This is a genomic window from Lelliottia nimipressuralis, from assembly GCF_041464075.1.
Taxonomy (GTDB): domain Bacteria; phylum Pseudomonadota; class Gammaproteobacteria; order Enterobacterales; family Enterobacteriaceae; genus Enterobacter; species Enterobacter nimipressuralis.
In genome coordinates, this window is the sequence record NZ_CP167172.1 from 1,495,458 (window position 1) to 1,515,608 (window position 20,151).

18 protein-coding genes are annotated in these 20,151 nt (G+C 57.9%); 10 read left to right on the forward strand and 8 right to left on the reverse strand.

Annotated features, from left to right (window positions below):
* Position 1: 1 nt before the first annotated feature.
* Together ACB496_RS06940 and ACB496_RS06945 are read right to left on the reverse strand one after the other, a co-directional pair.
* The gene (locus ACB496_RS06940; RefSeq protein WP_371974733.1) at positions 2–2,434 is read right to left on the reverse strand and encodes a formate C-acetyltransferase/glycerol dehydratase family glycyl radical enzyme; all 2,433 of its coding nucleotides are present in this window, start codon (positions 2,432–2,434) and stop codon (positions 2–4) included.
* Positions 2,435–2,438: 4 nt separating this feature from the next.
* On the reverse strand, positions 2,439–3,338 hold the full coding sequence (locus ACB496_RS06945; RefSeq protein ID WP_371974734.1) for a glycyl-radical enzyme activating protein: 900 nt from the start codon (positions 3,336–3,338) through the stop codon (positions 2,439–2,441).
* A 126-nt stretch (positions 3,339–3,464) separates the two neighbouring features.
* On the opposite strand from ACB496_RS06945, the gene fsa reads away from it, so the two are divergent.
* Entirely contained in the window at positions 3,465–4,127 is a 663-nt protein-coding gene (gene fsa / locus ACB496_RS06950; RefSeq protein WP_102105258.1) for a fructose-6-phosphate aldolase, read from the forward strand.
* A gap of 41 nt (positions 4,128–4,168) precedes the next feature.
* On the opposite strand, the gene moeB is transcribed toward fsa, so the two are convergent.
* Both moeB and moeA read right to left on the reverse strand, forming a co-directional pair.
* Entirely contained in the window at positions 4,169–4,921 is a 753-nt protein-coding gene (gene moeB, locus ACB496_RS06955) for a molybdopterin-synthase adenylyltransferase MoeB (protein WP_248859881.1), read from the reverse strand.
* A 1-nt stretch (position 4,922) separates the two neighbouring features.
* Entirely contained in the window at positions 4,923–6,155 is a 1,233-nt protein-coding gene (gene moeA, locus ACB496_RS06960; RefSeq protein WP_371974735.1) for a molybdopterin molybdotransferase MoeA, read from the reverse strand.
* Between the two features lie 189 nt (positions 6,156–6,344).
* Between moeA and iaaA the strand changes: the two genes are divergently transcribed.
* From iaaA to ACB496_RS06995, 7 genes are all read left to right on the forward strand, one after another.
* A complete protein-coding gene (gene iaaA, locus ACB496_RS06965; protein WP_371975214.1) occupies positions 6,345–7,283 on the forward strand; it encodes a beta-aspartyl-peptidase in 939 nt (312 codons plus the stop codon).
* A gap of 11 nt (positions 7,284–7,294) precedes the next feature.
* Positions 7,295–9,160, forward strand: coding sequence for a glutathione ABC transporter ATP-binding protein GsiA (gsiA, locus tag ACB496_RS06970; RefSeq protein ID WP_100777068.1), 1,866 nt, complete (start codon positions 7,295–7,297; stop codon positions 9,158–9,160).
* 33 nt (positions 9,161–9,193) lie between these two features.
* A complete protein-coding gene (gsiB, locus tag ACB496_RS06975; RefSeq protein ID WP_371974736.1) occupies positions 9,194–10,732 on the forward strand; it encodes a glutathione ABC transporter substrate-binding protein GsiB in 1,539 nt (512 codons plus the stop codon).
* A 48-nt stretch (positions 10,733–10,780) separates the two neighbouring features.
* Positions 10,781–11,701: a glutathione ABC transporter permease GsiC gene (gsiC, locus tag ACB496_RS06980; protein ID WP_100777066.1), complete on the forward strand. Its 921-nt coding sequence runs from the start codon at positions 10,781–10,783 to the stop codon at positions 11,699–11,701.
* A 1-nt stretch (position 11,702) separates the two neighbouring features.
* A complete protein-coding gene (gsiD, locus tag ACB496_RS06985; RefSeq protein ID WP_095281372.1) occupies positions 11,703–12,614 on the forward strand; it encodes a glutathione ABC transporter permease GsiD in 912 nt (303 codons plus the stop codon).
* Between the two features lie 131 nt (positions 12,615–12,745).
* Positions 12,746–13,129 carry a biofilm formation regulator BssR gene (gene bssR / locus ACB496_RS06990; protein ID WP_100777065.1) on the forward strand — a complete coding sequence of 128 codons (384 nt, stop codon included), beginning with the start codon at positions 12,746–12,748 and terminating at the stop codon, positions 13,127–13,129.
* A gap of 108 nt (positions 13,130–13,237) precedes the next feature.
* Entirely contained in the window at positions 13,238–14,356 is a 1,119-nt protein-coding gene (locus ACB496_RS06995; RefSeq protein WP_371974737.1) for a PQQ-dependent sugar dehydrogenase, read from the forward strand.
* On the opposite strand, the gene ACB496_RS07000 is transcribed toward ACB496_RS06995, so the two are convergent.
* Positions 14,357–14,983, reverse strand: coding sequence for a glutathione S-transferase family protein (locus ACB496_RS07000; RefSeq protein ID WP_371974738.1), 627 nt, complete (start codon positions 14,981–14,983; stop codon positions 14,357–14,359).
* Between the two features lie 258 nt (positions 14,984–15,241).
* On the opposite strand from ACB496_RS07000, the gene dacC reads away from it, so the two are divergent.
* Positions 15,242–16,447: a serine-type D-Ala-D-Ala carboxypeptidase gene (gene dacC / locus ACB496_RS07005; protein WP_100780743.1), complete on the forward strand. Its 1,206-nt coding sequence runs from the start codon at positions 15,242–15,244 to the stop codon at positions 16,445–16,447.
* 117 nt (positions 16,448–16,564) lie between these two features.
* On the opposite strand, the gene deoR is transcribed toward dacC, so the two are convergent.
* The 3 genes from deoR to ACB496_RS07020 form a co-directional block, all read right to left on the reverse strand.
* Positions 16,565–17,323: a DNA-binding transcriptional repressor DeoR gene (deoR, locus tag ACB496_RS07010; RefSeq protein WP_102105172.1), complete on the reverse strand. Its 759-nt coding sequence runs from the start codon at positions 17,321–17,323 to the stop codon at positions 16,565–16,567.
* Between the two features lie 67 nt (positions 17,324–17,390).
* Entirely contained in the window at positions 17,391–17,999 is a 609-nt protein-coding gene (ybjG, locus tag ACB496_RS07015) for an undecaprenyl-diphosphate phosphatase (protein ID WP_100777061.1), read from the reverse strand.
* Positions 18,000–18,005: 6 nt separating this feature from the next.
* A complete protein-coding gene (locus ACB496_RS07020; protein WP_107703961.1) occupies positions 18,006–18,734 on the reverse strand; it encodes a phosphatase PAP2 family protein in 729 nt (242 codons plus the stop codon).
* 167 nt (positions 18,735–18,901) lie between these two features.
* Between ACB496_RS07020 and ACB496_RS07025 the strand changes: the two genes are divergently transcribed.
* Positions 18,902–20,131 (forward strand): MFS transporter, encoded by a 1,230-nt coding sequence (locus ACB496_RS07025; protein ID WP_102105170.1) that lies wholly within the window; start codon positions 18,902–18,904, stop codon positions 20,129–20,131.
* The last annotated feature ends 20 nt before the right edge of the window (positions 20,132–20,151 follow it).

Genomic DNA, 20,151 nt, shown 5'->3' on the forward strand with positions numbered 1-20,151 from the left:
ATTACAGCGTATGCTCGGTACGCGCAATAATATCGTCCTGCGCATCCGGGGACAGGGCGGTGAAGAAGGCGGAATAGCCCGCGACGCGCACCACCAGGTCACGGTACTGGTCAGGGTGTTTCTTCGCTTCCAGCAGCGTTTCGCGTGACACGATGTTGTACTGAATATGCCAGCCCTTATGCACCTCGAAGAAGGTCCGCAGCAGAATCATCAGCTTCTGACGATCGGAATCGTTTTCCAGCGTCGCCGGGTTCAGCTTCTGATTCAGCAGCACGCCGCCCAGAATCGCCTCCGTTGGCAGTTTGCCGACGGAACCGATCACCGCCGTCGGCCCGAGGTGGTCGGTACCGGATGCCGGACTGGCCCCTTCCGCCAGCGGAGTATGCGCCTTACGGCCATCCGGCGTTGCCATGGTTGCGGCGCCAAACGGCACGTTCGCGGAGATGGACGACGTACCGGCATAGTAATTCCCGCCAATCGGACCACGACCGTAGCGCGGGTTGTGATACTGCTTCAGCTCTTCGATATAGGTCTCATACGCACGGGCCAGCAGCAGATCCACGCTATCATCGTCGTTACCGTATTTCGGCGCGCCGTTGATCAAACGCTGGCGCAGCTGCTCATGCGTCAGACCTTCGTAGTCTTCCGCCAGCGCTTTCGCCAGCTGTTGCTGACCAATCGCTCCCTGTTCGAACACCAGTTTCTTCACGGCGGCGAGGCTGTTGCCGAGGTTGGCGATACCCACCTGCAAACCCGATACCCAGTCATACTTCGCGCCGCCTTGCTTGATGCTTTTCGCGCGTTCGATGCAGTCGTCTACCAGCGCCGAGCAGAGAATATCGTGCACGTTCTCTTCCAACATGGTGTCGACCACGTACTCAATTTCAATCGATTTGCGAGTGTAGTAGCGGATCTGGTGATCCCAGGCGGCCATCACCTCGTCGAAGTTGTCGAAATTGCCCGCAGACAGCGCTTTCTCCTGCGGCAGGAACACCTTGCCGCTGGTGGCGTCGCGGCCACCTTCCATCGCCGCCAGCATCACGCGCGCGAAGTTGATAAAACTCATGCCGGTGCAGCGATAGCCCCACTTGCCGCCGACGGCGGTTTCGATGCAGCCGATTGCCGCGTAATCGTAGGCGTCCTCTTTTTCCACGCCGAGTTTAATGAACTCGGAGATGACGATTTCGTCGTTGTTAAACGCGGGCATCCCGAAGCCGCAGCGGATCACCTGCACGCAGGCGTCGAGGAAGTCGTTGCTCATACCCGCGTGATAACGCACGCTCAGGTTTGGCTGGGTGGAGCGCAGGCGTCCGCAGGATTCCAGAATCGCGTAGGAGAGGGGGTTCACCGCGTCCATCGGCTCGCCGTTCACCAGTTTCTGACCGCCAATGGTGACGTTCTGATACAGCGGGCTACCCGCCGAGGCTTTAGAGTGCGAGCCGGAACGGATTTTGTTCACTTCCAGCAGCTTCAGCCAGCAGCTGTGCAGCAGCTCAATCGCATGTTCACGGTCGAGGGACTGATTCAGCTCCACGTCGCGGCGGTAGTATGGATAGAGATACTGGTCCATACGCGCGAAGGAGACCGAGTGGCCGTTGGACTCAATTTGCAGGATCAACTGGATGAAATAGCACAGCTGTAGCGCCTGCCAGAAGGTTTTTGGCGGCTGGTGGGCAATGACATCGCAGTTTTCCGCCATTGCCAGCAGCTCGTCGCGGCGGCTTTCGCGGATCTCATTTTTCGCCATCTCACGCGCCAGATCGGCAAAGCGCTGAATGTGCAGCGTGACGGCTTCCAGTACGATATCAATCGCTTTCAGGAACTGATCGCCGTGCAAATCCTCCAGCACGGTCAGGTTGATGCGAGTACGACGCTCCGCGACTTTCGCGCGCATGCCGTCGAGACCTTTCTCCAGCAGCAGCGGGAAGTTCACTGCCAGGTGCGCATCGCCGGAGGTCATGTTGCCTTCGGCTTTGATGATGCCGGTTTCCAGCAGCCCTTTTTGCTCGTCGGTAAACATACCGTAGCAGCGATCCTGTACCGTCTGGCCGCGCCACCATGGGCAGACATCGTGCAGCACGCGCTTGTTCTCTTCGCTCACCGCAAAGCCAGCGCCCGGACGGTCGGCCAGATCGTCGATCTCTTTTTCAATCCACGAAACGGTGTATTCCGGGAAGATTGGCGCAGCGCGTACTTCGCTTGCCTGGTTGCCGATAATCAGCTCGTCGTGTTTGATCCAGATGGTGCGTTTTGCCAGATGATGCGCCAGCGCCATCGCGCGACGCACCGGGATCGGTTTGTCCATGTGCTGCTGGTACATTTCGGTGTAATGCTGCGCGCGCTCGGTACAGACCGGCGGTTTCACGATATGCACCAGAGCGGTTTTGTGCGCCTTAATGCGGTCTGTCAGGGTGTTCAGATTCAGCTGTGTCATATCTTTATCCTCGTAGGGTCGCAGTTAACCCATTCTGGGCCGCAAACTGTTGGGCAAACTCCAGTAACTCAGGGTTATCGAGCGGTTTGTCAGGGGCAGAGTAGGGTTGGCCGAGCAGGGTGTATTTGTTCATGCCAAGGGTGTGGTACGGCAAAAAGTGGATATCGCGGACGTTCAGTTCGTCGGCGGCAAAACGGGTGATGGCTTTAATCGACGCTTCATCGGCGTTAAAGCCCTGAATCAGCGGGACGCGAATGGTCAGCTGTTTTCCGGCAGCGGCCAGGCGTTTTAAGTTCTCCAGCACCCGTTTTGCCGAGCCGTCAGTCCACTGTTTAAACACCTCGCTATCGACATGCTTAAGGTCGGCGAGGAACAGATCGACATAGGGTATCGACGGTTCGATATAGTGCCATGGCACATGGAGACAGGTTTCGACCGCCGTGTGAATGCCCTGATCGTGGCTGGCTTTAAACAGAGAATGGGCCAGCTCCGGGCTCATAAAGGGTTCGCCGCCGGAGAGGGTGATACCCCCGCCGCTGCGATCGTAAAAGGGTTTATCGCGCAGTACGGTTGCCATAATATCGGCCACCTGTTTCTCTTCTCCACAGACCGTCAGCGCCTGGGTCGGGCAGCAGTCGGTGAGGGCGTCGAGATGGGCGTCATTGAGTTTTTCGCGATGGATGATCACTCCGTTCAGCGCACGGTCGATAATCCCAGGCGCAGCCTGCTGACACAGGTCGCAGCCTTCGAGGCACAGGCGGGCATCAAACAGCACATCCCGCGTGCGGGAGCGGCTCTCCGGGTTCTGACACCAGCGACAGCCGAGGGAGCAGCCTTTCAGGAACACCACGGTACGAATACCTGGGCCGTCGTGGGTGGAGTAACGCTGAATATTGAAGATCATATTTTCGCCTCTTGTTGCGTATGAAGATTAAATAACTTTCGAATGAAAGTTATTTTGATGTGCGTCAACTCTGAGGAAGGTTTTTACGTGGTAGTGTTACGGCAGGTTAATTTTGAGGGTGACATCATGGAATTTTATCTCGACACATCTGACGTAGCCGCAGTCAAAAAACTGGCACGCGTTTTCCCGTTAGCCGGTGTAACGACCAACCCGAGCATCGTCGCAGCAGGTAAAAAGCCGCTGGAGGTGCTCCTGCCGGAGCTGCATGACGCGCTCGGCGGAAAAGGGCGTCTGTTTGCCCAAGTGATGGCGACGACCGCAGAGGGCATGGTGGAAGACGCACGTAAACTGCGCGCCATCATTAACGATCTGGTGGTAAAAGTGCCGGTTACGGCAGAAGGGCTGGCGGCAATCAAAATGCTGAAAGCGGAAGGGATCCCAACGCTTGGGACGGCGGTGTATGGCGCGGCGCAAGGGATGCTGTCGGCATTAGCAGGCGCGGATTATGTCGCACCCTATGTGAATCGCCTTGATGCTCAGGGTGGCGACGGAATTCAGACCGTGGTGGAACTCCAGCAGCTACTGACGCTGCACGCGCCGCACGCTAAAGTGCTGGCCGCCAGCTTCAAAACACCGCGTCAGGCGCTGGACTGCCTGCTGGCCGGGTGTGAATCTATTACTCTGCCGCTGGACGTGGCGCAGCAGTTTATTAGCTCTCCGGCGGTGGATGCGGCGGTAGTGAAGTTTGAGCAGGACTGGCAGACTGCGTTTGGGCGCACGTCGATTTGACCCAGTAAACCGGGTGCTGGCGTCGCCTCACCCGGTCAGCGTTATCCCCCGCACACCTCGCAGCCTGGATTACGCATCAATTTCATCTCACGAAACTGACAGGTCATCGCGTCGTACATCAGGATTTTTCCGGCGGCAGGTGTGCCGTAATGGGTCAGCACTTTAATCGCTTCCATCGCCTGCAATGAACCGATCACCCCCACCAGCGGCGCCATGACGCCCGCTTCCACGCAGGTGAGGGCGTTCTCGCCAAACAGTCGGCTTAAACAGCGATAGCACGGCTCGCCATCCGCATAGGTAAAGACGCTGATCTGCCCTTCCATGCGGATCGCCGCCCCGGAGATCAGCGGTGTTTTATGGGCAAAACAACCCGCGTTGAGCTGATTGCGCACCGCCACGTTGTCGGTGCAATCAAGCACAATATCGTGCTGCGCGATGTGGGCGGACAGTGCCGCATCGTCCAGCATCGCATCAATGAGGGTAAAGTGAACATTCGGGTTGATCCGCGCCAGGGCATCGCGCGCCGAGATCACTTTCGGCTCTCCAACGGTCGCGTCGCTGTGCAGTGTCTGACGCTGTAAATTCGACACCGATACCGTATCGAAATCCAGCAGCGTCATCCTGCCAACGCCCGCTGCCGCCAGATACTGCGCGGCGGCACAGCCCAGCCCGCCAAGGCCAACGACCAGCACGTTCGCCGCCTTTAGTGCTTCCTGCCCGTCAAAATCAAACCCGCGCAGGACAATCTGACGGTTATAGCGCAGCATCTCCTGATCGTTCAGCTCCACCGCCATTTTAGCCTCCGAACAGATGGTTGAAGGCTTCGACCTCAACCCATTCACCGGCTTCGACGTTGCCGCGCTCACGCTCCAGCACGATGAAGCAGTTACCCTGGCTGAATGAGCTAAAGATATGCGAGCCCTGATGCCCGGTGGTGCTCACTTCCAGCTCGCCGTCGGCGTTACGTGTCAGAATACCGCGCTGGAAATCCAGACGCCCCGGGGACTTTTTCAGTCGCGTCGCCGCTCGCACGCGCTGGCGAGGAGGAAGGCCTGAGGCGTTATCGCCGGAGAGTTTCGCCAGCAGCGGCTGCACCAGCTGATAAAAGGTCAGTGCCGCCGAAACCGGATTGCCCGGCAGACCGCAGAACCAGCTGTTAGCCAGTGTGCCAAAGGCAAACGGCTTGCCCGGTTTGATCGCCAGTTTCCAGAAGCTGATTTCGCCCAGCTCATCGAGAATGGTTTTGGTGTAATCCGCTTCGCCGACGGAGACGCCGCCGGAGCTTATCACCACGTCGGCTGCGTTATCCGCTTCGATAAAGGCCGCGCGCAGTTTTTCCGGATCGTCCGGAATGATACCGAGGTTGATCACCTCGCAGCCCAGCTGTTCCAGCATCAGATGCACGGCCAGACGGTTGGTGTCGTAGATTTGGCCCGCCTGCAAAGGCTGGCCCGGCAGCTGCAGTTCGTCGCCCGTCGAGAAGAGCGCGACGCGCACTTTGCGCACCACGTCGATCTCCGCAATGCCGAGAGAGGCCAGCACCGGCAGCTCTGCGACAGTCAGTTTGGTTCCGGCCGTGAACACCGTTGCGCCCTGGGCGATATCTTCCCCGGCGCGGCGGATATTTTGATTCGCTTTAACACTGGCGGTAAAAAGCACGCCCGCGTCGGTCTGTTCGGTCTCTTCCTGCATCACCACCGCGTCGCACCCGTCAGGCACTGGTGCACCGGTCATGATGCGAATGCAGGTCCCCTGTGGCCACTCACCCGCGAACGGCTGACCGGCGAAGGCTTTTCCGGCGACCGGTAAGGCATTTCCCGCCTGAATATCCGCAAGGCGCACCGCGTAACCGTCCATCGCCGAGTTATCAAACCCCGGCACATTGAGCGGAGAGACAACGTCGCGCGCCAGCACACGCCCAAAGCCGCGTAGCAAAGGCAGCGTTTCGTGCTCTTTCAACGGGGTGACGGGGGCGAGCATCTGCGTGAGTGCCGTTTCAAGCGGCATCAGTCCGGCGGTAAAATCCATGGTTTACTCCTGCGGGATAACAGCGAAAGCGGGCATTATGACAGAAAAGTGCCCCTAACTGTATGACACAGAGGGTGTAGTCTTTACATCACCCTTGCGTCTTTCTATATTCAAAATTCGTCTGAAGATCTGACAACGATAATGATATTTATAGAAAAAGCGGCGCCTCTGTGCTGATGGGTGATGGAAATGGTTAATGCGGTGATCGCAATTCACGGCGGCGCAGGGGCGATTACCCGTGCGAAGCTGAGTCCGGAGCAGGAAAAACGCTACGTTGACGCGCTTTCTGCCATTGTGGAAACGGGCCAGCGGATGCTGGAGGCGGGCGAGAGCGCGCTTGATGTCGTCACCGAGGCGGTACGTTTGCTGGAAGAGTGCCCGCTGTTTAACGCGGGTATTGGGTCGGTATTTACTCGCGACGAAACCCACGAACTGGACGCCTGCGTGATGGACGGCAATAGCCTGAAAGCCGGTGCGGTGGCGGGTGTCAGCCATCTGCGTAACCCGATTCTGGCGGCGCGTCTGGTGATGGAGCAAAGCCCGCACGTCCTGATGACGGGAGTAGGCGCGGAGCAGTTTGCCGCAGAAAACGGCATGGAACGGGTGCCTGCTGAGACCTTCTCGACGCCCGAGCGTTATCAGCAATTACTGGACGCGCGCAGCGCCGGGATCACCCAGCTCGATCACGCGGCACCGCTCGATGAGTGCACCAAAATGGGTACCGTTGGAGCGGTGGCGCTGGACAAAGCGGGCAATCTCGCGGCGGCGACCTCTACCGGCGGAATGACCAACAAATTACCGGGCCGGGTCGGGGACAGCCCTCTGCCGGGCGCGGGATGTTACGCCAATATCGCCAATGTGGCCGTGTCCTGCACCGGTACGGGCGAAGTGTTTATCCGCACGCTCGCGGCGTATGACATTGCCGCCTTGATGGATTACGGAAACTTAAGTCTGGCCGAGGCCTGCGAGCGCGTGGTGATGGAAAAACTCCCGGCGCTCGGCGGCAGCGGCGGGCTGATTGCTGTGGATCGTGAAGGCAACGTCGCGTTGCCGTTTAACAGTGAAGGGATGTATCGCGCCTGGGGTTATACGGGCGATGCACCCTCGACGGGAATTTATCGTGAATAAGGGGAGCCTGCGTGCCGCACAGTAACGATCTGGATAGCCGGGAAGTTCTGGCCGTCCACAACCTGAACATCGCGTTTCAGGAAGAGCGGCGGCTTGTCCCGGCGGTAAAACAGCTTTCGTTCTCTCTCAAGCGAGGCGAAACGCTGGCGATTGTCGGTGAATCCGGTTCCGGTAAATCCGTCACGGCCCTGTCGCTGATGCGTTTGCTGGAGCAGGCAGGCGGGATGATCAACTGTGACAGCCTGCTTTTACGCCGTCGCAACCAGCAGGTCATCGATCTCACCGAGCTGAGCCAGTCGCAAATGCAGAGCGTGCGCGGCGCGGACATGGCGATGATTTTCCAGGAGCCGATGACCTCGCTCAATCCGGTGTTTCCGGTGGGCGAGCAGATTGCCGAATCTATCCGCCTGCACCAGGGATTATCCCGCGAGCAGGCGCTGGCAGAGGCCAAGCGCATGCTGGATCTGGTGCGTATTCCGGAAGCGCAAACCATTCTCGGGCGCTACCCGCACCAGCTCTCCGGCGGCATGCGCCAGCGGGTGATGATCGCCATGGCGCTATCGTGCCGCCCGGCGGTGCTGATTGCCGACGAGCCAACCACCGCGCTGGATGTGACCATTCAGGCGCAGATCCTGCAGCTCATCAAAGTGCTGCAACAGGAGATGGAGATGGGGGTGATTTTTATCACCCACGATATGGGCGTGGTGGCGGATATCGCCGACCGGGTGCTGGTGATGTACCAAGGCGAGGCCGTTGAAACGGGCAGCGTGGAGCAGATCTTCCACGCACCGGAACACCCTTACACCAAAGCGCTGCTGGCGGCGGTTCCGCGTCTCGGGGCGATGAACGGCAGCGATTTGCCGCGTCGCTTCCCGCTGCTTTCGCCGGGCGTGGCGCAAAGCGAAGAGACTGAACAAGACACGGTGGTACCGGGCGAGCCGATACTGCAGGTGCGCGATCTGGTGACCCGTTTCCCGCTGCGCGGCGGGCTGCTTAACCGCGTGAAGCGCGAAGTGCACGCGGTGGAAAACGTCAGTTTCGACCTGTGGCCGGGCGAAACCCTGGCGCTGGTGGGGGAATCGGGCTGCGGGAAATCCACCACCGGACGGGCGTTGCTGCGTCTGGTCGACTCCCAGGAGGGCAGCATTACCTTTAACGGTGAGCGCATCGACACGTTGCCAGCCAGCAAGCTACAGCACCTGCGCCGGGATATTCAGTTTATCTTCCAGGACCCTTATGCCTCACTCGATCCGCGCCAGACGGTCGGTTACTCGATCATGGAGCCGTTGCGGGTGCATGGCCTGCTGAAAGGCGAAGAGGGGCAGCGGCGCGTAGCCTGGTTACTGGAACGCGTGGGGTTAAAGCCGGAACATGCCTGGCGTTACCCACACGAGTTTTCCGGTGGTCAGCGTCAGCGCATCTGCATTGCCCGCGCGCTGGCGTTGAATCCGAAGGTGGTGATTGCCGACGAATCCGTCTCGGCGCTGGATGTCTCCATCCGTGCACAAATCATCAATTTACTGCTCGATCTCCAGCGCGAGCTGGGCATCGCCTTTTTGTTTATCTCACACGATATGGCGGTGGTAGAGCGCATCAGCCATCGCGTGGCGGTGATGTACATGGGACAAATCGTGGAGATTGGCCCGCGCCGCGCGGTGTTTGAAAACCCTCAGCACCCGTACACCCGCAAACTGATGGCCGCCGTTCCGGTGGCCGACCCGGCGCACCGGCACGGCCACCGCGTGCTGTTGCAGGATGAGATGCCGGGCAATATTCGTAAACGCGGCGAGGCGACGGAGCGTGTGGTTCTGCGCGAAGTGGGCCCCGGACATTTCGTGGCACCGCCGCATCAACACAACGCCTTTTCACGCTTATAGCTTTTGACAGACAGGGAACAACAGGAGAATACAATGACAAAATTTGTTGCTCGTTCATGGCTGTTAGCCGCGAGCGTGACGGCCGCGCTGGCGGCAGCGCCTGCATTTGCGGCTAAAGATGTGGTGGTCGCCGTGGCGTCCAACTTCACCACGCTGGACCCGTATGACGCTAACGATACGCTGTCGCAGGCGGTGGCGAAGTCGTTCTATCAGGGGCTGTTTGGCCTTGATAAAGAGATGAAGCTGAAGAATGTGCTGGCCGAAAGCTATACCGTCTCCGATGACGGGCTGGTCTACACCATCAAACTGCGCAGCGGCGTGAAGTTCCAGGATGGGACTGATTTCAACGCTGAAGCCGTGAAGGTGAACCTCGATCGCGCCAGCAATAAAGAAAACAGTCTCAAGCGCTATAACCTCTACAAAAACATCGCCAGCACCGAGGCCGTCGATTCGACGACGGTGAAAATCACCCTCAAAGAGCCGTTCTCGGCGTTTATCAATATTCTGGCGCACCCGGCGACGGCGATGATCTCCCCGGAAGCGCTGAAGAAATACGGCAAAGAGATTGGTTTCCACCCGGTCGGCACCGGGCCGTACGAGCTGGTGACCTGGAATCAGACCGATTTCGTGAAGGTGAAGAAATTCGCCGGGTACTGGCAGAAGGGCCTGCCGAAACTGGACTCTATCACCTGGCGTCCGGTTGTCGACAACAACACCCGTGCGGCGATGCTGCAAACCGGCGAAGCGCAGTTTGCTTTCCCGATCCCATACGAGCAGGCGGCAATCCTTGAGAAAAACAGCAAGCTGGAGCTGGTGGCCAGCCCGTCGATCATGCAGCGCTACATCAGCATGAACGTCACGCAAAAGCCGTTTGATAATCCAAAAGTGCGCGAGGCGATCAACTACGCCATTAACCGTCAGGCGCTGGTGAAAGTGGCTTTTGCGGGCTATGCGACCCCGGCGACGGGCATTGTGCCGCCGTCGATTGCCTACGCCCAGAGCTATAAACCCTGGCCATACGATCCGGCGAAAGCGCGCGAGCTGCTGAAAGAGGCCGGTTTCCCGAACGGCTTTAGCACCACGCTGTGGTCATCCCATAATCACAGCACCGCGCAGAAAGTGCTGCAGTTCACCCAGCAGCAGCTGGCGCAGGTGGGCATCAAAGCGCAACTGACAGCGATGGACGCGGGTCAGCGCGCGGCGGAAGTGGAAGGCAAAGGGCAGAAAGAGAGCGGTGTGCGCATGTTCTACACCGGCTGGACGGCATCAACGGGTGAAGCAGACTGGGCGCTTTCGCCGCTGTTTGCCTCGCAGAACTGGCCGCCGACGCAGTTCAACACCGCGTTCTACAGCAATCCGCAGGTGGATAAAGATCTGACGGATGCCCTGAAAACCACCAAAACCGACGAGAAAGCGCGTCTGTACAAGGATGCTCAGGATATTCTGTGGAAAGAGTCGCCGTGGGTGCCGCTGGTGGTGGAAAAACTGGTTTCCGCCCACAACAAGGCGCTGACCGGGTTCTACATCATGCCGGATACGGGCTTCAGTTTTGAAGACGCGGATTTGAAATAACAGAACTCATTCCCGCAGGCGATAGTCTGCGGGATGAGAGGGAAAGGCATGCTGAATTATGTTTTTAAACGCCTGCTGGGGCTGATCCCAACGCTGCTGATTGTGGCGGTGCTGGTGTTTCTGTTCGTCCATATGCTGCCCGGCGATCCGGCGCGACTCATCGCCGGGCCGGAGGCGGATGCGACGGTGATCGATATGGTGCGCCAGCAGCTGGGTCTCGATCGGCCGCTGTACGTGCAGTTCTGGCACTACATCACCAACGTGTTGCAGGGCGATTTCGGCATCTCAATGGTGTCGCGACGTCCGGTTTCTGAGGAGATTGCCAGCCGCTTTATGCCGACGTTCTGGCTCACTCTTGCCAGTATGATCTGGGCGATGATTTTTGGTCTTGCCGCGGGGATTATTGCCGCCGTCTGGCGCAACCGCTGGCCGGATAAGCTCGGCATGGCGCTGGCCGTCACCGGGATCTCTTTCCCGGCGTTTGCGCTGGGGATGCTGCTGATGCAGATCTTCTCCGTCGAACTGGGCTGGCTGCCGACGGTGGGGGCGGATACGTGGAAGCACTACATTCTGCCGTCGCTCACTTTAGGCGCAGCGGTGGCCGCCGTGATGGCGCGATTTACGCGCGCCTCGTTCGTCGATGTGCTGAGTGAAGACTATATGCGCACCGCGCGCGCCAAAGGCGTGAGCGAAAAGTGGGTGATCCTCAAGCATGGCCTGCGCAATTCGATGATTCCGGTTGTCACGATGATGGGCCTGCAGTTTGGCTTCCTGCTTGGCGGTTCGATTGTGGTGGAGAAGGTCTTTAACTGGCCGGGGCTGGGTCGTTTGCTGGTCGATTCCGTCGACATGCGCGACTATCCGGTGATTCAGGCAGAGGTGCTGCTGTTTTCACTGGAATTTATTCTTATCAACTTAGTGGTGGATGTGCTCTACGCCGCCATTAACCCGGCTATCAGGTACAAGTAACATGCGATTGTTTAACTGGCGTCGTCAGGCCATTTTAAAGGCTATGCCGGGGTTAAAACCGGACCATATCCGCACGCCGTGGCTGGAGTTCTGGCGGCGATTTCGTCGTCAGCCGGTGGCAATGACCGCCGGACTGTTTGTGCTGCTGCTGATCGTAGTGGCGATTCTGGCACCCTGGATCACGCCGTTCGATGCGGAAAACTACTTCGATTACGATCGACTAAACGATGGCCCGTCAATGATGCACTGGTTTGGCGTGGACTCTCTCGGGCGCGATATCTTTAGCCGCGTGCTGGTCGGCGCACAAATCTCACTCGCGGCGGGAGTTTTCGCGGTGCTGATTGGCGCTGCCATCGGTACGGTGCTGGGGCTGCTGGCGGGGTTCTACGAAGGCTGGTGGGACCGCATCATCATGCGTATCTGCGACGTGCTGTTTGCCTTCCCCGGCATTTTGCTGGCAATCGCCGTCGTCGCAATAATGGGCAGCGGGATGGCTAACGTGATCATCGCCGTGGCGGTCTTTTCCATTCCGGCGTTTGCCCGTCTGGTGCGTGGAAATACACTGGTGCTGAAGCAACAGACGTTTATCGAATCGGCGCGCAGTATTGGCGCCAGCGATGCAACCATCCTGTTTAACCACATCCTGCCCGGTACGGTCTCGTCCATTGTGGTCTATTTCACCATGCGTATCGGCGTATCGATCATCTCAGCGGCGAGTCTCTCATTCCTGGGATTAGGCGCACAGCCGCCGACGCCGGAGTGGGGCGCGATGCTCAATGAAGCGCGGGCTGACATGGTGATTGCGCCCCACGTGGCGATCTTCCCAAGCCTCGCGATCTTCTTTACCGTGCTGGCCTTTAACCTGTTGGGTGATGGCCTGCGCGACGCACTGGATCCGAAGATTAAAGGGTAGGGCTGAGGGCCGGACGTTGTAACATTGTAAAGAATGTTAATCAGTTGCGATTTATTGACCTGACGCATTAATCTGGTCAAAAAATGAGCTTATTCTGATTGTGCACAATGGCTGACAAGGGAGGAAATAGCATGTCCGTTGACAGACTGAAACGCGATCTACTGAACAAGCTGATCAATGCCCGGATTGACCTTGCGGCATACCTGCAGTTAAGGATGGCAAAAGGGTATATGTCAGTCAGCGAAAGCGACCATCTGCGCGATAATTGTTTTGAACTGTGTGACTACATGCGTGAAAAAGCGCCGATCCTGCGGGATTATTACGACGCTGATGAACAGCTTGTCCTGCAACGCGCGGCTGACGCGTTGTCAAAAGCTGCCGTATGCCTGATGACCGGACACCATGATTGTCCAACGTTTGTCGCCGTCAGCGCGGAGAAACTGGAACACTCCCTGACGACACTGACTCTCTGCATTATGTGCCTGAAAGAGCACGCCGCGCTCCATCAGCACTAAACTCCGGGGGAGGCGACTCCCCCTTCTGATTAAGCTTTTGTAAAAGTGCTCACGCGCCCGGTCGGCCTGGCTACTCTTTATGCCAAACGTCGAAAAAAGGAGTGCGTAATGCGCCGATCTTCGCTGATTCCTCTGTCTCTCTTCTTTCTCTCCGCTTCCGTAATGGCGGCACCCGGCGCAGTCAACGTCGATGTGCTGCAAACTAAACTCGATCACCCGTGGTCGCTGGCCTTTTTGCCGGATAATCAGGGCATGCTGATCACCCTCAGGGGCGGGCAGCTCAAGCACTGGCAGGCGGGAAAAGGGCTGTCAGATCCGATCGTCGGGATACCGAAAGTGTGGGATAGCGGGCAGGGCGGTCTGTTGGACGTGGTGCTGGCTCCGGATTTTGAACAGTCGCGCCGCATCTGGCTCAGCTACGCCGAAGTCGGCAACGACGGTAAAGCGGGCACGGCGGTAGGATATGGCCGCCTGAGCGAGGATCTCTCGCGCATCGAGGCCTTCCAGGTGGTGTTCCGCCAGATGCCAAAACTGTCGACGGGAAATCACTTCGGCGGGCGACTGGTGTTCGACGGAAAAGGCTATCTGTTTATCGGCCTGGGTGAAAACAATCAGCGTCCGACGGCGCAGGATCTGGATAAGCTGCAAGGGAAAGTGGTACGCCTGACGGATCAGGGCAAAGTGCCTGCGGATAATCCGTTCGTCGATAAAGCAGGCGCGCGCCCGGAAATCTGGTCCTACGGCATCCGCAATCCGCAGGGGATGGCGATGAACCCCTGGACCGACGCGCTGTGGCTGAACGAGCACGGCCCGCGTGGCGGCGACGAGATCAATATCCCTGAAAAAGGCAAAAACTACGGCTGGCCGCTGGCGACGCACGGGATTAACTACAGCGGCCTGAAAATTCCGGAAGCGAAAGGCGAGCATGTCGAAGGCACGGAGCCGCCGCTGTTTGTCTGGAAAGTATCGCCCGCGGTGAGCGGCATGGCGTTCTACAACAGCGACGTTTTTCCGCAGTGGAAAAACAAACTGTTCGTGGGCGCGCTGAAAGAGAAAGACGTGATTGTCCTGAGTGTGGATGGCAATAAGGTGACGGAAGACGGGCGGATTCTGGGGGATAAAGGCAACCGCATCCGCGATGTGCGGGTGGGGCCGGATGGCTATCTGTATGTATTAACGGATGAATCAGACGGGCAACTGTTGAAAGTCAGCCCGTCCGGGGCGTGATTAGCTCACGGGGATCATGATCGCTTTTTGGAAGGCCGGGCGCGCTTTGAGCTGTGCGTACCAGCGCTCCAGGTTTGGATACGATCCCCACTCCAGACCGATGTTGGTCAGGTTCCAGATAAACGGCGCGACAGCAATATCGCCCACGCCAAACGCGGAGCCTGAGAGCCACGGCTGGTTCGCGAGTGCGTCATCCAGCAGGGCAAACAGTTTTTCGCACGCGGCTTTTCCGGCGTTGATCGCCGCATAATCACGCTCGGCTTCCGGGGTTCTGACCAGGCCCATCAGGATCGGGCGGTGCGCGGGGGAGAGCGTCTGGTTTGCCCAGTCCATCCATTTTTCGCCCTCGGCACGGCGGGCAGGATTGTCCACCCACAGGCGGTTTTGCCCGTACTGCGCTGCCAGATAGCGCACAATGGCGTTCGATTCCCACAGGGTTAAGTCGGTTTCGTCGTCGCGCAGCAGCGGCACCAGTCCATTAGGGTTCATCGCCAGATACTCGGCATCGTTATTCACGCCAAACTGCAAACCGGCCATGATCTGGTTAAACGGTAAATCCAGCTCTTCCAGCGTCCAGAGCACTTTCTTGACGTTGGTTGAATTGTTCCTGCCCCACAGCGTAATCATATTGACTCCTGAATGAGTGAAATAACCTGAGTGGTGAATCAAAGCCTGCGATTGCACATGGTGAGATAAACCTAACATTTACGCAACAGAAGACAAAAAAATCGCATCCGGGACAGCACCCCGGCCCGTTATTGCGTAAACTTTAAAAACTTTACCTGGTTTAGGTTTCTTTAGACTCATTAGTACGTTATTACTCATCGCTTCTTGCGACACGGTGATGTGACGTGATTTTTTAGAAAGGACACTCGGGTGGCATTTATGACGCATACAACTTCTTCTCTGCGCAGCCTGGCGGCAGGCTCCGCACTGCTTTTCCTGTTTTCCCCCACACTTTTTGCGGCTGAAACGGCGGCACCAGAAGCGCCTCCGGTCGACGCGCGCGCGTGGATCCTGATGGACTACGCCAGCGGTAAAGTGCTGGCGGAAGGCAACGCGGACGAACAGCTCGATCCGGCGAGTCTGACCAAAATCATGACCAGCTACGTGGTCGGGCAGGCGCTCAAAGCGAACAAAATTAAGCTCGACGACATGGTGACCATTGGCAAAGACGCCTGGGCCACCGGCAACCCGGCCCTGCGCGGTTCGTCCGTGATGTTCCTGAAACCGGGTGACCAGGTTTCCGTGTCGGATCTGAATAAAGGGGTGATTATTCAGTCGGGGAACGACGCCTGTATCGCGCTGGCGGATTACGTCGCGGGCAGCCAGGACTCCTTTATCGGCCTGATGAATGGTTACGCGCAAAAGCTCGGCCTGACCAAAACCACCTTCAAAACGGTCCACGGCCTGGACGCGCCGGGGCAGTTCAGTACCGCCCGCGATATGGCGCTGCTGGGCAAAGCGCTGATCCACGATGTGCCGGATGAGTACGCCATTCATAAAGAGAAAGAGTTTACGTTCAACAAGATCCGCCAGCCGAACCGCAACCGTCTGCTGTGGAGCAGCAACGTGAATGTGGACGGCATGAAAACCGGCACCACCGCAGGCGCAGGCTATAACCTGGTGGCGTCTGCGACCCAGGGCGATATGCGTTTGATCTCCGTGGTGCTTGGCACCAAAACCGACCGCATCCGCTTTAATGAATCCGAAAAACTGCTGACCTGGGGCTTCCGCTTCTTCGAAACGGTGACGCCAATTAAACCTGACGCGACCTTTATCAGCCAGCGCGTCTGGTTCGGAGATAAGAGTGAAGTGAATCTGGGTGCGGGTGAAGCGGGTTCTGTGACGATCCCGCGTGGTCAGTTGAAGAACCTGAAAGCGAGCTACACCCTGACCGATCCACAGCTGACCGCGCCGCTGAAAAAGGGCCAGGTGGTCGGCACGATCGATTTTCAGCTTAACGGCAAATCCATTGAGCAGCGTCCGCTGATCGTAATGGAAGCAGTGGAAGAGGGTGGATTCTTCAGCCGGATGTGGGACTTCGTGATGATGAAATTCCACTCGTGGTTTGGTAGCTGGTTCTCATAAAAGCAAAACGATAACCGCAAGATTATCGTTTTGAGTGTTTGCCTCCTCCCCCGACGGGGGAGGGATAAGGTGAGAGCATCAGAGCGCGCTGGCGACTAAGCCCGGCAAAACCCCCACTCAGTACATCAATTTAATCTGCTGCGCTTTGGCGTGTGCGACCAGCTCGTCATCCGGGCGGCAGTCGCTGACAATCGCATCAAAGCGTGCCAGATCGCCCATTCTTGCTGAACGCACTTTGCCAAATTTGCTGTGATCCACCACCAGCACATGATACTGCGCGGCGTTCATTGCCCAGTGCTTCACCGTTAACTCTTCGAGGTTAAAGCAGGTTGCGCCCTGGCGCACGCTTACGCCTGCCGCTGAGTAAAAGGCGATATCCGGACAGAGATTGCTCAGGGTGTCCTGAAGATTCAACGGCTTGAAAATGGCATTGCTGGCGTGAAACTCACCGCCGCAGAGGATCACCCGACACTCAGGTTTCTCCTGGAGAGCCAGAAAGGTATTCAGGGAGTAGCACACCGCCGTGAACGGCAGCGCGTTATCAATGGCTTCGATAATCCATGGTGTGGTGGTGCCGCAGTCGAAAAACAGAGTCTGATGCGGTTGCACGAGGGAGGCGGCCAGCCGTGCGGCTTTGCGTTTTTCCTCAACCAGGCGGGTTTTCTGATCGCTCAGCAGATAGTGGCTGCCGCTGCGTGGCTCCAGCACGATATAGCCGCCGAGCAGCACCACGGGGGCACTCTCGCTGTTCAGATCGCGACGGATGGTCATCTCGGAAACGCCGAGCAGAGTGGCAGCTTCTTTGAGATGCAGCTTATCGCTGCGCTTCAGGGCTTGCAGCAGCTGGGAGATGCGGTCGTCGCGTCGTGTTTCCATAGATCCTCGGGGCGAAAAGGTGAACCCCCACAATGTGGGGGTTCAAGTGTAACCTGTCGGACCGGGATTAGTCACGTATCCAGCCTTTGCGGATCGGGAGAGCAAAGCAGATACGGTAGACGCGCTGCAGCCCGCGATAAATCTGCTGTCCCATGATATTCCACAGGATTTGCGCGCTCAGGCAGCCCATCATTCCGACCAGCAGTCCGCCCAGCATATCCAGCGGCCAGTGGACGCCGAGATAGACGCGCGACCAGGCAATGCCGAGTGCGATCGCCATCAGAACCACGCCCGACCAGACGCGGTGCCAGAACAAAAAGGCCAGTGCGAAGGTGAAAATCACGGTGCCGTGATCGCTCGGGAAGGAGTCGTCAGCCGCATGGTGCAGGAAGTTCGAACCGATATGATCGACAAATGGACGATCGTGCGGGAACAGATGCCCCAGCGTCCAGGAGGCGGTCATGCTAACCGCCAGCGCCATCGCCACCTTTATCACCAGCTGACGCTGCGCGCTGACCTGCTTGCGCGGCCCCCACAGCCAGAGTATCGCGATCAGCAAGGGCACGATGTTAATCAGATCCTTTGCCACAAATTTGGCAAAAATAATCATCCACTCCGGTGACGCCGGGGTGGCATTAATCAGATAAAACAGTCCGTAATTGAGATTCTCTAGCATTCCAACTCACTCTTTTGCAAACCAGGCAGAAACAAGGCCGTAAGCCACGACCTGAGAAAACCAAACCCACCAACCTGCCCACAGGTTGTGGGAGAAGAAATGGGCGCCGCGCATGACCTGGCCGAAGCCCATCGTCAGGCCCGCCACCGCACCCAGCGCCACGAAACACCACGCCAGACGAGGGCGCTCGCGCCAGAAGGCGAAAAACAGCCCCATTACCATAAAGCCGCTCGATGCGTGCCCGCCAGGGAAGCAACGACCGGGGCCGCTGCCATCAGGCGTACTGCTAAACAGCGGATACGAAACCGCTTTGCCGCCGTACTCCAGCAAATCCCACGGACAGCTGTGATGGCTGGTACTTTTCAGCACACCGACCACCAGGGTGCCAAGGCCCATCAGCAGCGCTCCGGTGACCAGCGGCATGTTGCGACGAAAGGCGCCATAAATCAGCGCCACGGCCGCCGTCGCAATCGCAACGTACTTCGCCAGTCGATGGTTCAGCAGATCCAGCAGCGCGTTTTGCTGCAGCGGGAAATGGTGGCTGGCGGCGTCATACCAGAAACCCGTGATCCAGCGGTCGAGCGTCTCATCGCGCGAAAGCCAGGTAAACAGCACCGCCATCAGCAGTAGCGCGAAAAGCTGATAACCATAAAAGCGCACCGGTAAACGGTAAAGGGGTTTTATCTTAGTTGTCGGTGACTTAGATAAATCCGAAGGGGCAGTATGTTGAGCCATAATGACGTTCATTGACGGGAAATAGGCCCATCATAAAGGTGTCAACTTAAGGAAACCTTAAACGACGACGATATGTGCTTTATTTCTGTTTATCTTCGATAATTCACTATCTCGCGACCGGGCATTTCATTAAACTCATCGCGATTTTTTCATCAAAAAGAGACTGCATGTTAAACCGTTCTTCTTCCGGTAACCGTCTGGGTCGTCAGGCGTTACTTTTCCCTCTGTGTCTGGTGCTTTACGAATTCTCCACCTATATCGGCAATGATATGATCCAGCCGGGTATGCTGGCCGTGGTGGAGCAGTACAACGCCGGGATCGAGTGGGTACCGACATCCATGACCGCCTATCTGGCTGGCGGCATGTTTTTGCAGTGGCTGCTGGGGCCGCTGTCGGATCGCATTGGCCGTCGCCCGGTGATGCTGACTGGCGTGGTGTGGTTTATCGTCACCTGCCTCGCCATTCTGCTGGCACAAACGATTGAACAATTCACACTGCTGCGATTCTTGCAGGGGGTGAGCCTGTGCTTTATCGGCGCCGTGGGGTATGCCGCTATTCAGGAGTCCTTTGAGGAGGCGGTGTGTATCAAAATCACCGCCCTGATGGCGAACGTGGCGCTGATTGCGCCGCTGCTCGGCCCGCTGGTGGGCGCGGCGTGGGTGCACGTTGCGCCGTGGGAAGGGATGTTTGTGCTGTTCGCGGCATTGGCGGCGATTTCGTTCTTCGGCTTGCACCGCGCAATGCCAGAGACCGCCACTCGACTGGGCGAAAAACTGTCCCTTAAAGAGCTGGGGCGCGACTACAAAGAGGTGCTCAGGAATGGCCGCTTTGTGGCGGGCGCGCTGGCGACCGGGTTTGTCAGCCTGCCGCTGCTGGCGTGGATTGCCCAGTCACCGGTCATTATTATTAGCGGTGAGAAGCTCAGCAGCTATGAATACGGTCTGCTGCAGGTGCCTGTTTTTGGCGCGCTGATTATCGGAAACCTGGTGCTGGCACGCCTCACATCCCGTCGCAGCGTGCGCTCGCTGATCATTATGGGCGGCTGGCCGATTGTGGCCGGGCTGGTGGTTGCAGCGGTGGCGACCGTCGCCTCTTCCCACGCCTATCTATGGATGACAGCCGGGCTGAGCATTTATGCCTTTGGGATTGGTCTGGCGAATGCCGGTCTGGTGCGCCTGACGCTGTTTGCCAGCGAGATGAGTAAAGGCACCGTATCCGCCGCGATGGGGATGCTGCAGATGCTGATCTTTACCGTGGGCATTGAAGTCAGTAAACACGCCTACAGCTTTGGCGGTAACGGGCTGTTCAGCCTGTTTAACCTCGCCAATGGCGTGCTGTGGCTGGGGCTGATGGTGATGTTCCTGAAAGATAAACGCGTCGGCAGCGCGTTACAGTAAGTGGTTGCCCGGTGGCGTTA

Bases quoted from the DNA above. Each gene is read 5' to 3' on its own strand.
- ACB496_RS07020 (WP_107703961.1), bottom strand. From the start codon at position 18,734: ATGGCTCAACATACTGCCCCTTCGGATTTATCTAAGTCACCGACAACT.
- gsiC (WP_100777066.1), top strand. From the start codon at position 10,781: ATGCTGAATTATGTTTTTAAACGCCTGCTGGGGCTGATCCCAACGCTG.
- deoR (WP_102105172.1), bottom strand. From the start codon at position 17,323: ATGGAAACACGACGCGACGACCGCATCTCCCAGCTGCTGCAAGCCCTG.
- gsiD (WP_095281372.1), top strand. From the start codon at position 11,703: ATGCGATTGTTTAACTGGCGTCGTCAGGCCATTTTAAAGGCTATGCCG.
- ybjG (WP_100777061.1), bottom strand. From the start codon at position 17,999: ATGCTAGAGAATCTCAATTACGGACTGTTTTATCTGATTAATGCCACC.
- dacC (WP_100780743.1), top strand. From the start codon at position 15,242: ATGACGCATACAACTTCTTCTCTGCGCAGCCTGGCGGCAGGCTCCGCA.
- ACB496_RS06995 (WP_371974737.1), top strand. From the start codon at position 13,238: ATGCGCCGATCTTCGCTGATTCCTCTGTCTCTCTTCTTTCTCTCCGCT.
- iaaA (WP_371975214.1), top strand. From the start codon at position 6,345: ATGGTTAATGCGGTGATCGCAATTCACGGCGGCGCAGGGGCGATTACC.
- bssR (WP_100777065.1), top strand. From the start codon at position 12,746: ATGTCCGTTGACAGACTGAAACGCGATCTACTGAACAAGCTGATCAAT.
- ACB496_RS06940 (WP_371974733.1), bottom strand. From the start codon at position 2,434: ATGACACAGCTGAATCTGAACACCCTGACAGACCGCATTAAGGCGCAC.
- moeB (WP_248859881.1), bottom strand. From the start codon at position 4,921: ATGGCGGTGGAGCTGAACGATCAGGAGATGCTGCGCTATAACCGTCAG.
- ACB496_RS07000 (WP_371974738.1), bottom strand. From the start codon at position 14,983: ATGATTACGCTGTGGGGCAGGAACAATTCAACCAACGTCAAGAAAGTG.
- moeA (WP_371974735.1), bottom strand. From the start codon at position 6,155: ATGGATTTTACCGCCGGACTGATGCCGCTTGAAACGGCACTCACGCAG.
- fsa (WP_102105258.1), top strand. From the start codon at position 3,465: ATGGAATTTTATCTCGACACATCTGACGTAGCCGCAGTCAAAAAACTG.
- gsiB (WP_371974736.1), top strand. From the start codon at position 9,194: ATGACAAAATTTGTTGCTCGTTCATGGCTGTTAGCCGCGAGCGTGACG.
- ACB496_RS07025 (WP_102105170.1), top strand. From the start codon at position 18,902: ATGTTAAACCGTTCTTCTTCCGGTAACCGTCTGGGTCGTCAGGCGTTA.
- ACB496_RS06945 (WP_371974734.1), bottom strand. From the start codon at position 3,338: ATGATCTTCAATATTCAGCGTTACTCCACCCACGACGGCCCAGGTATT.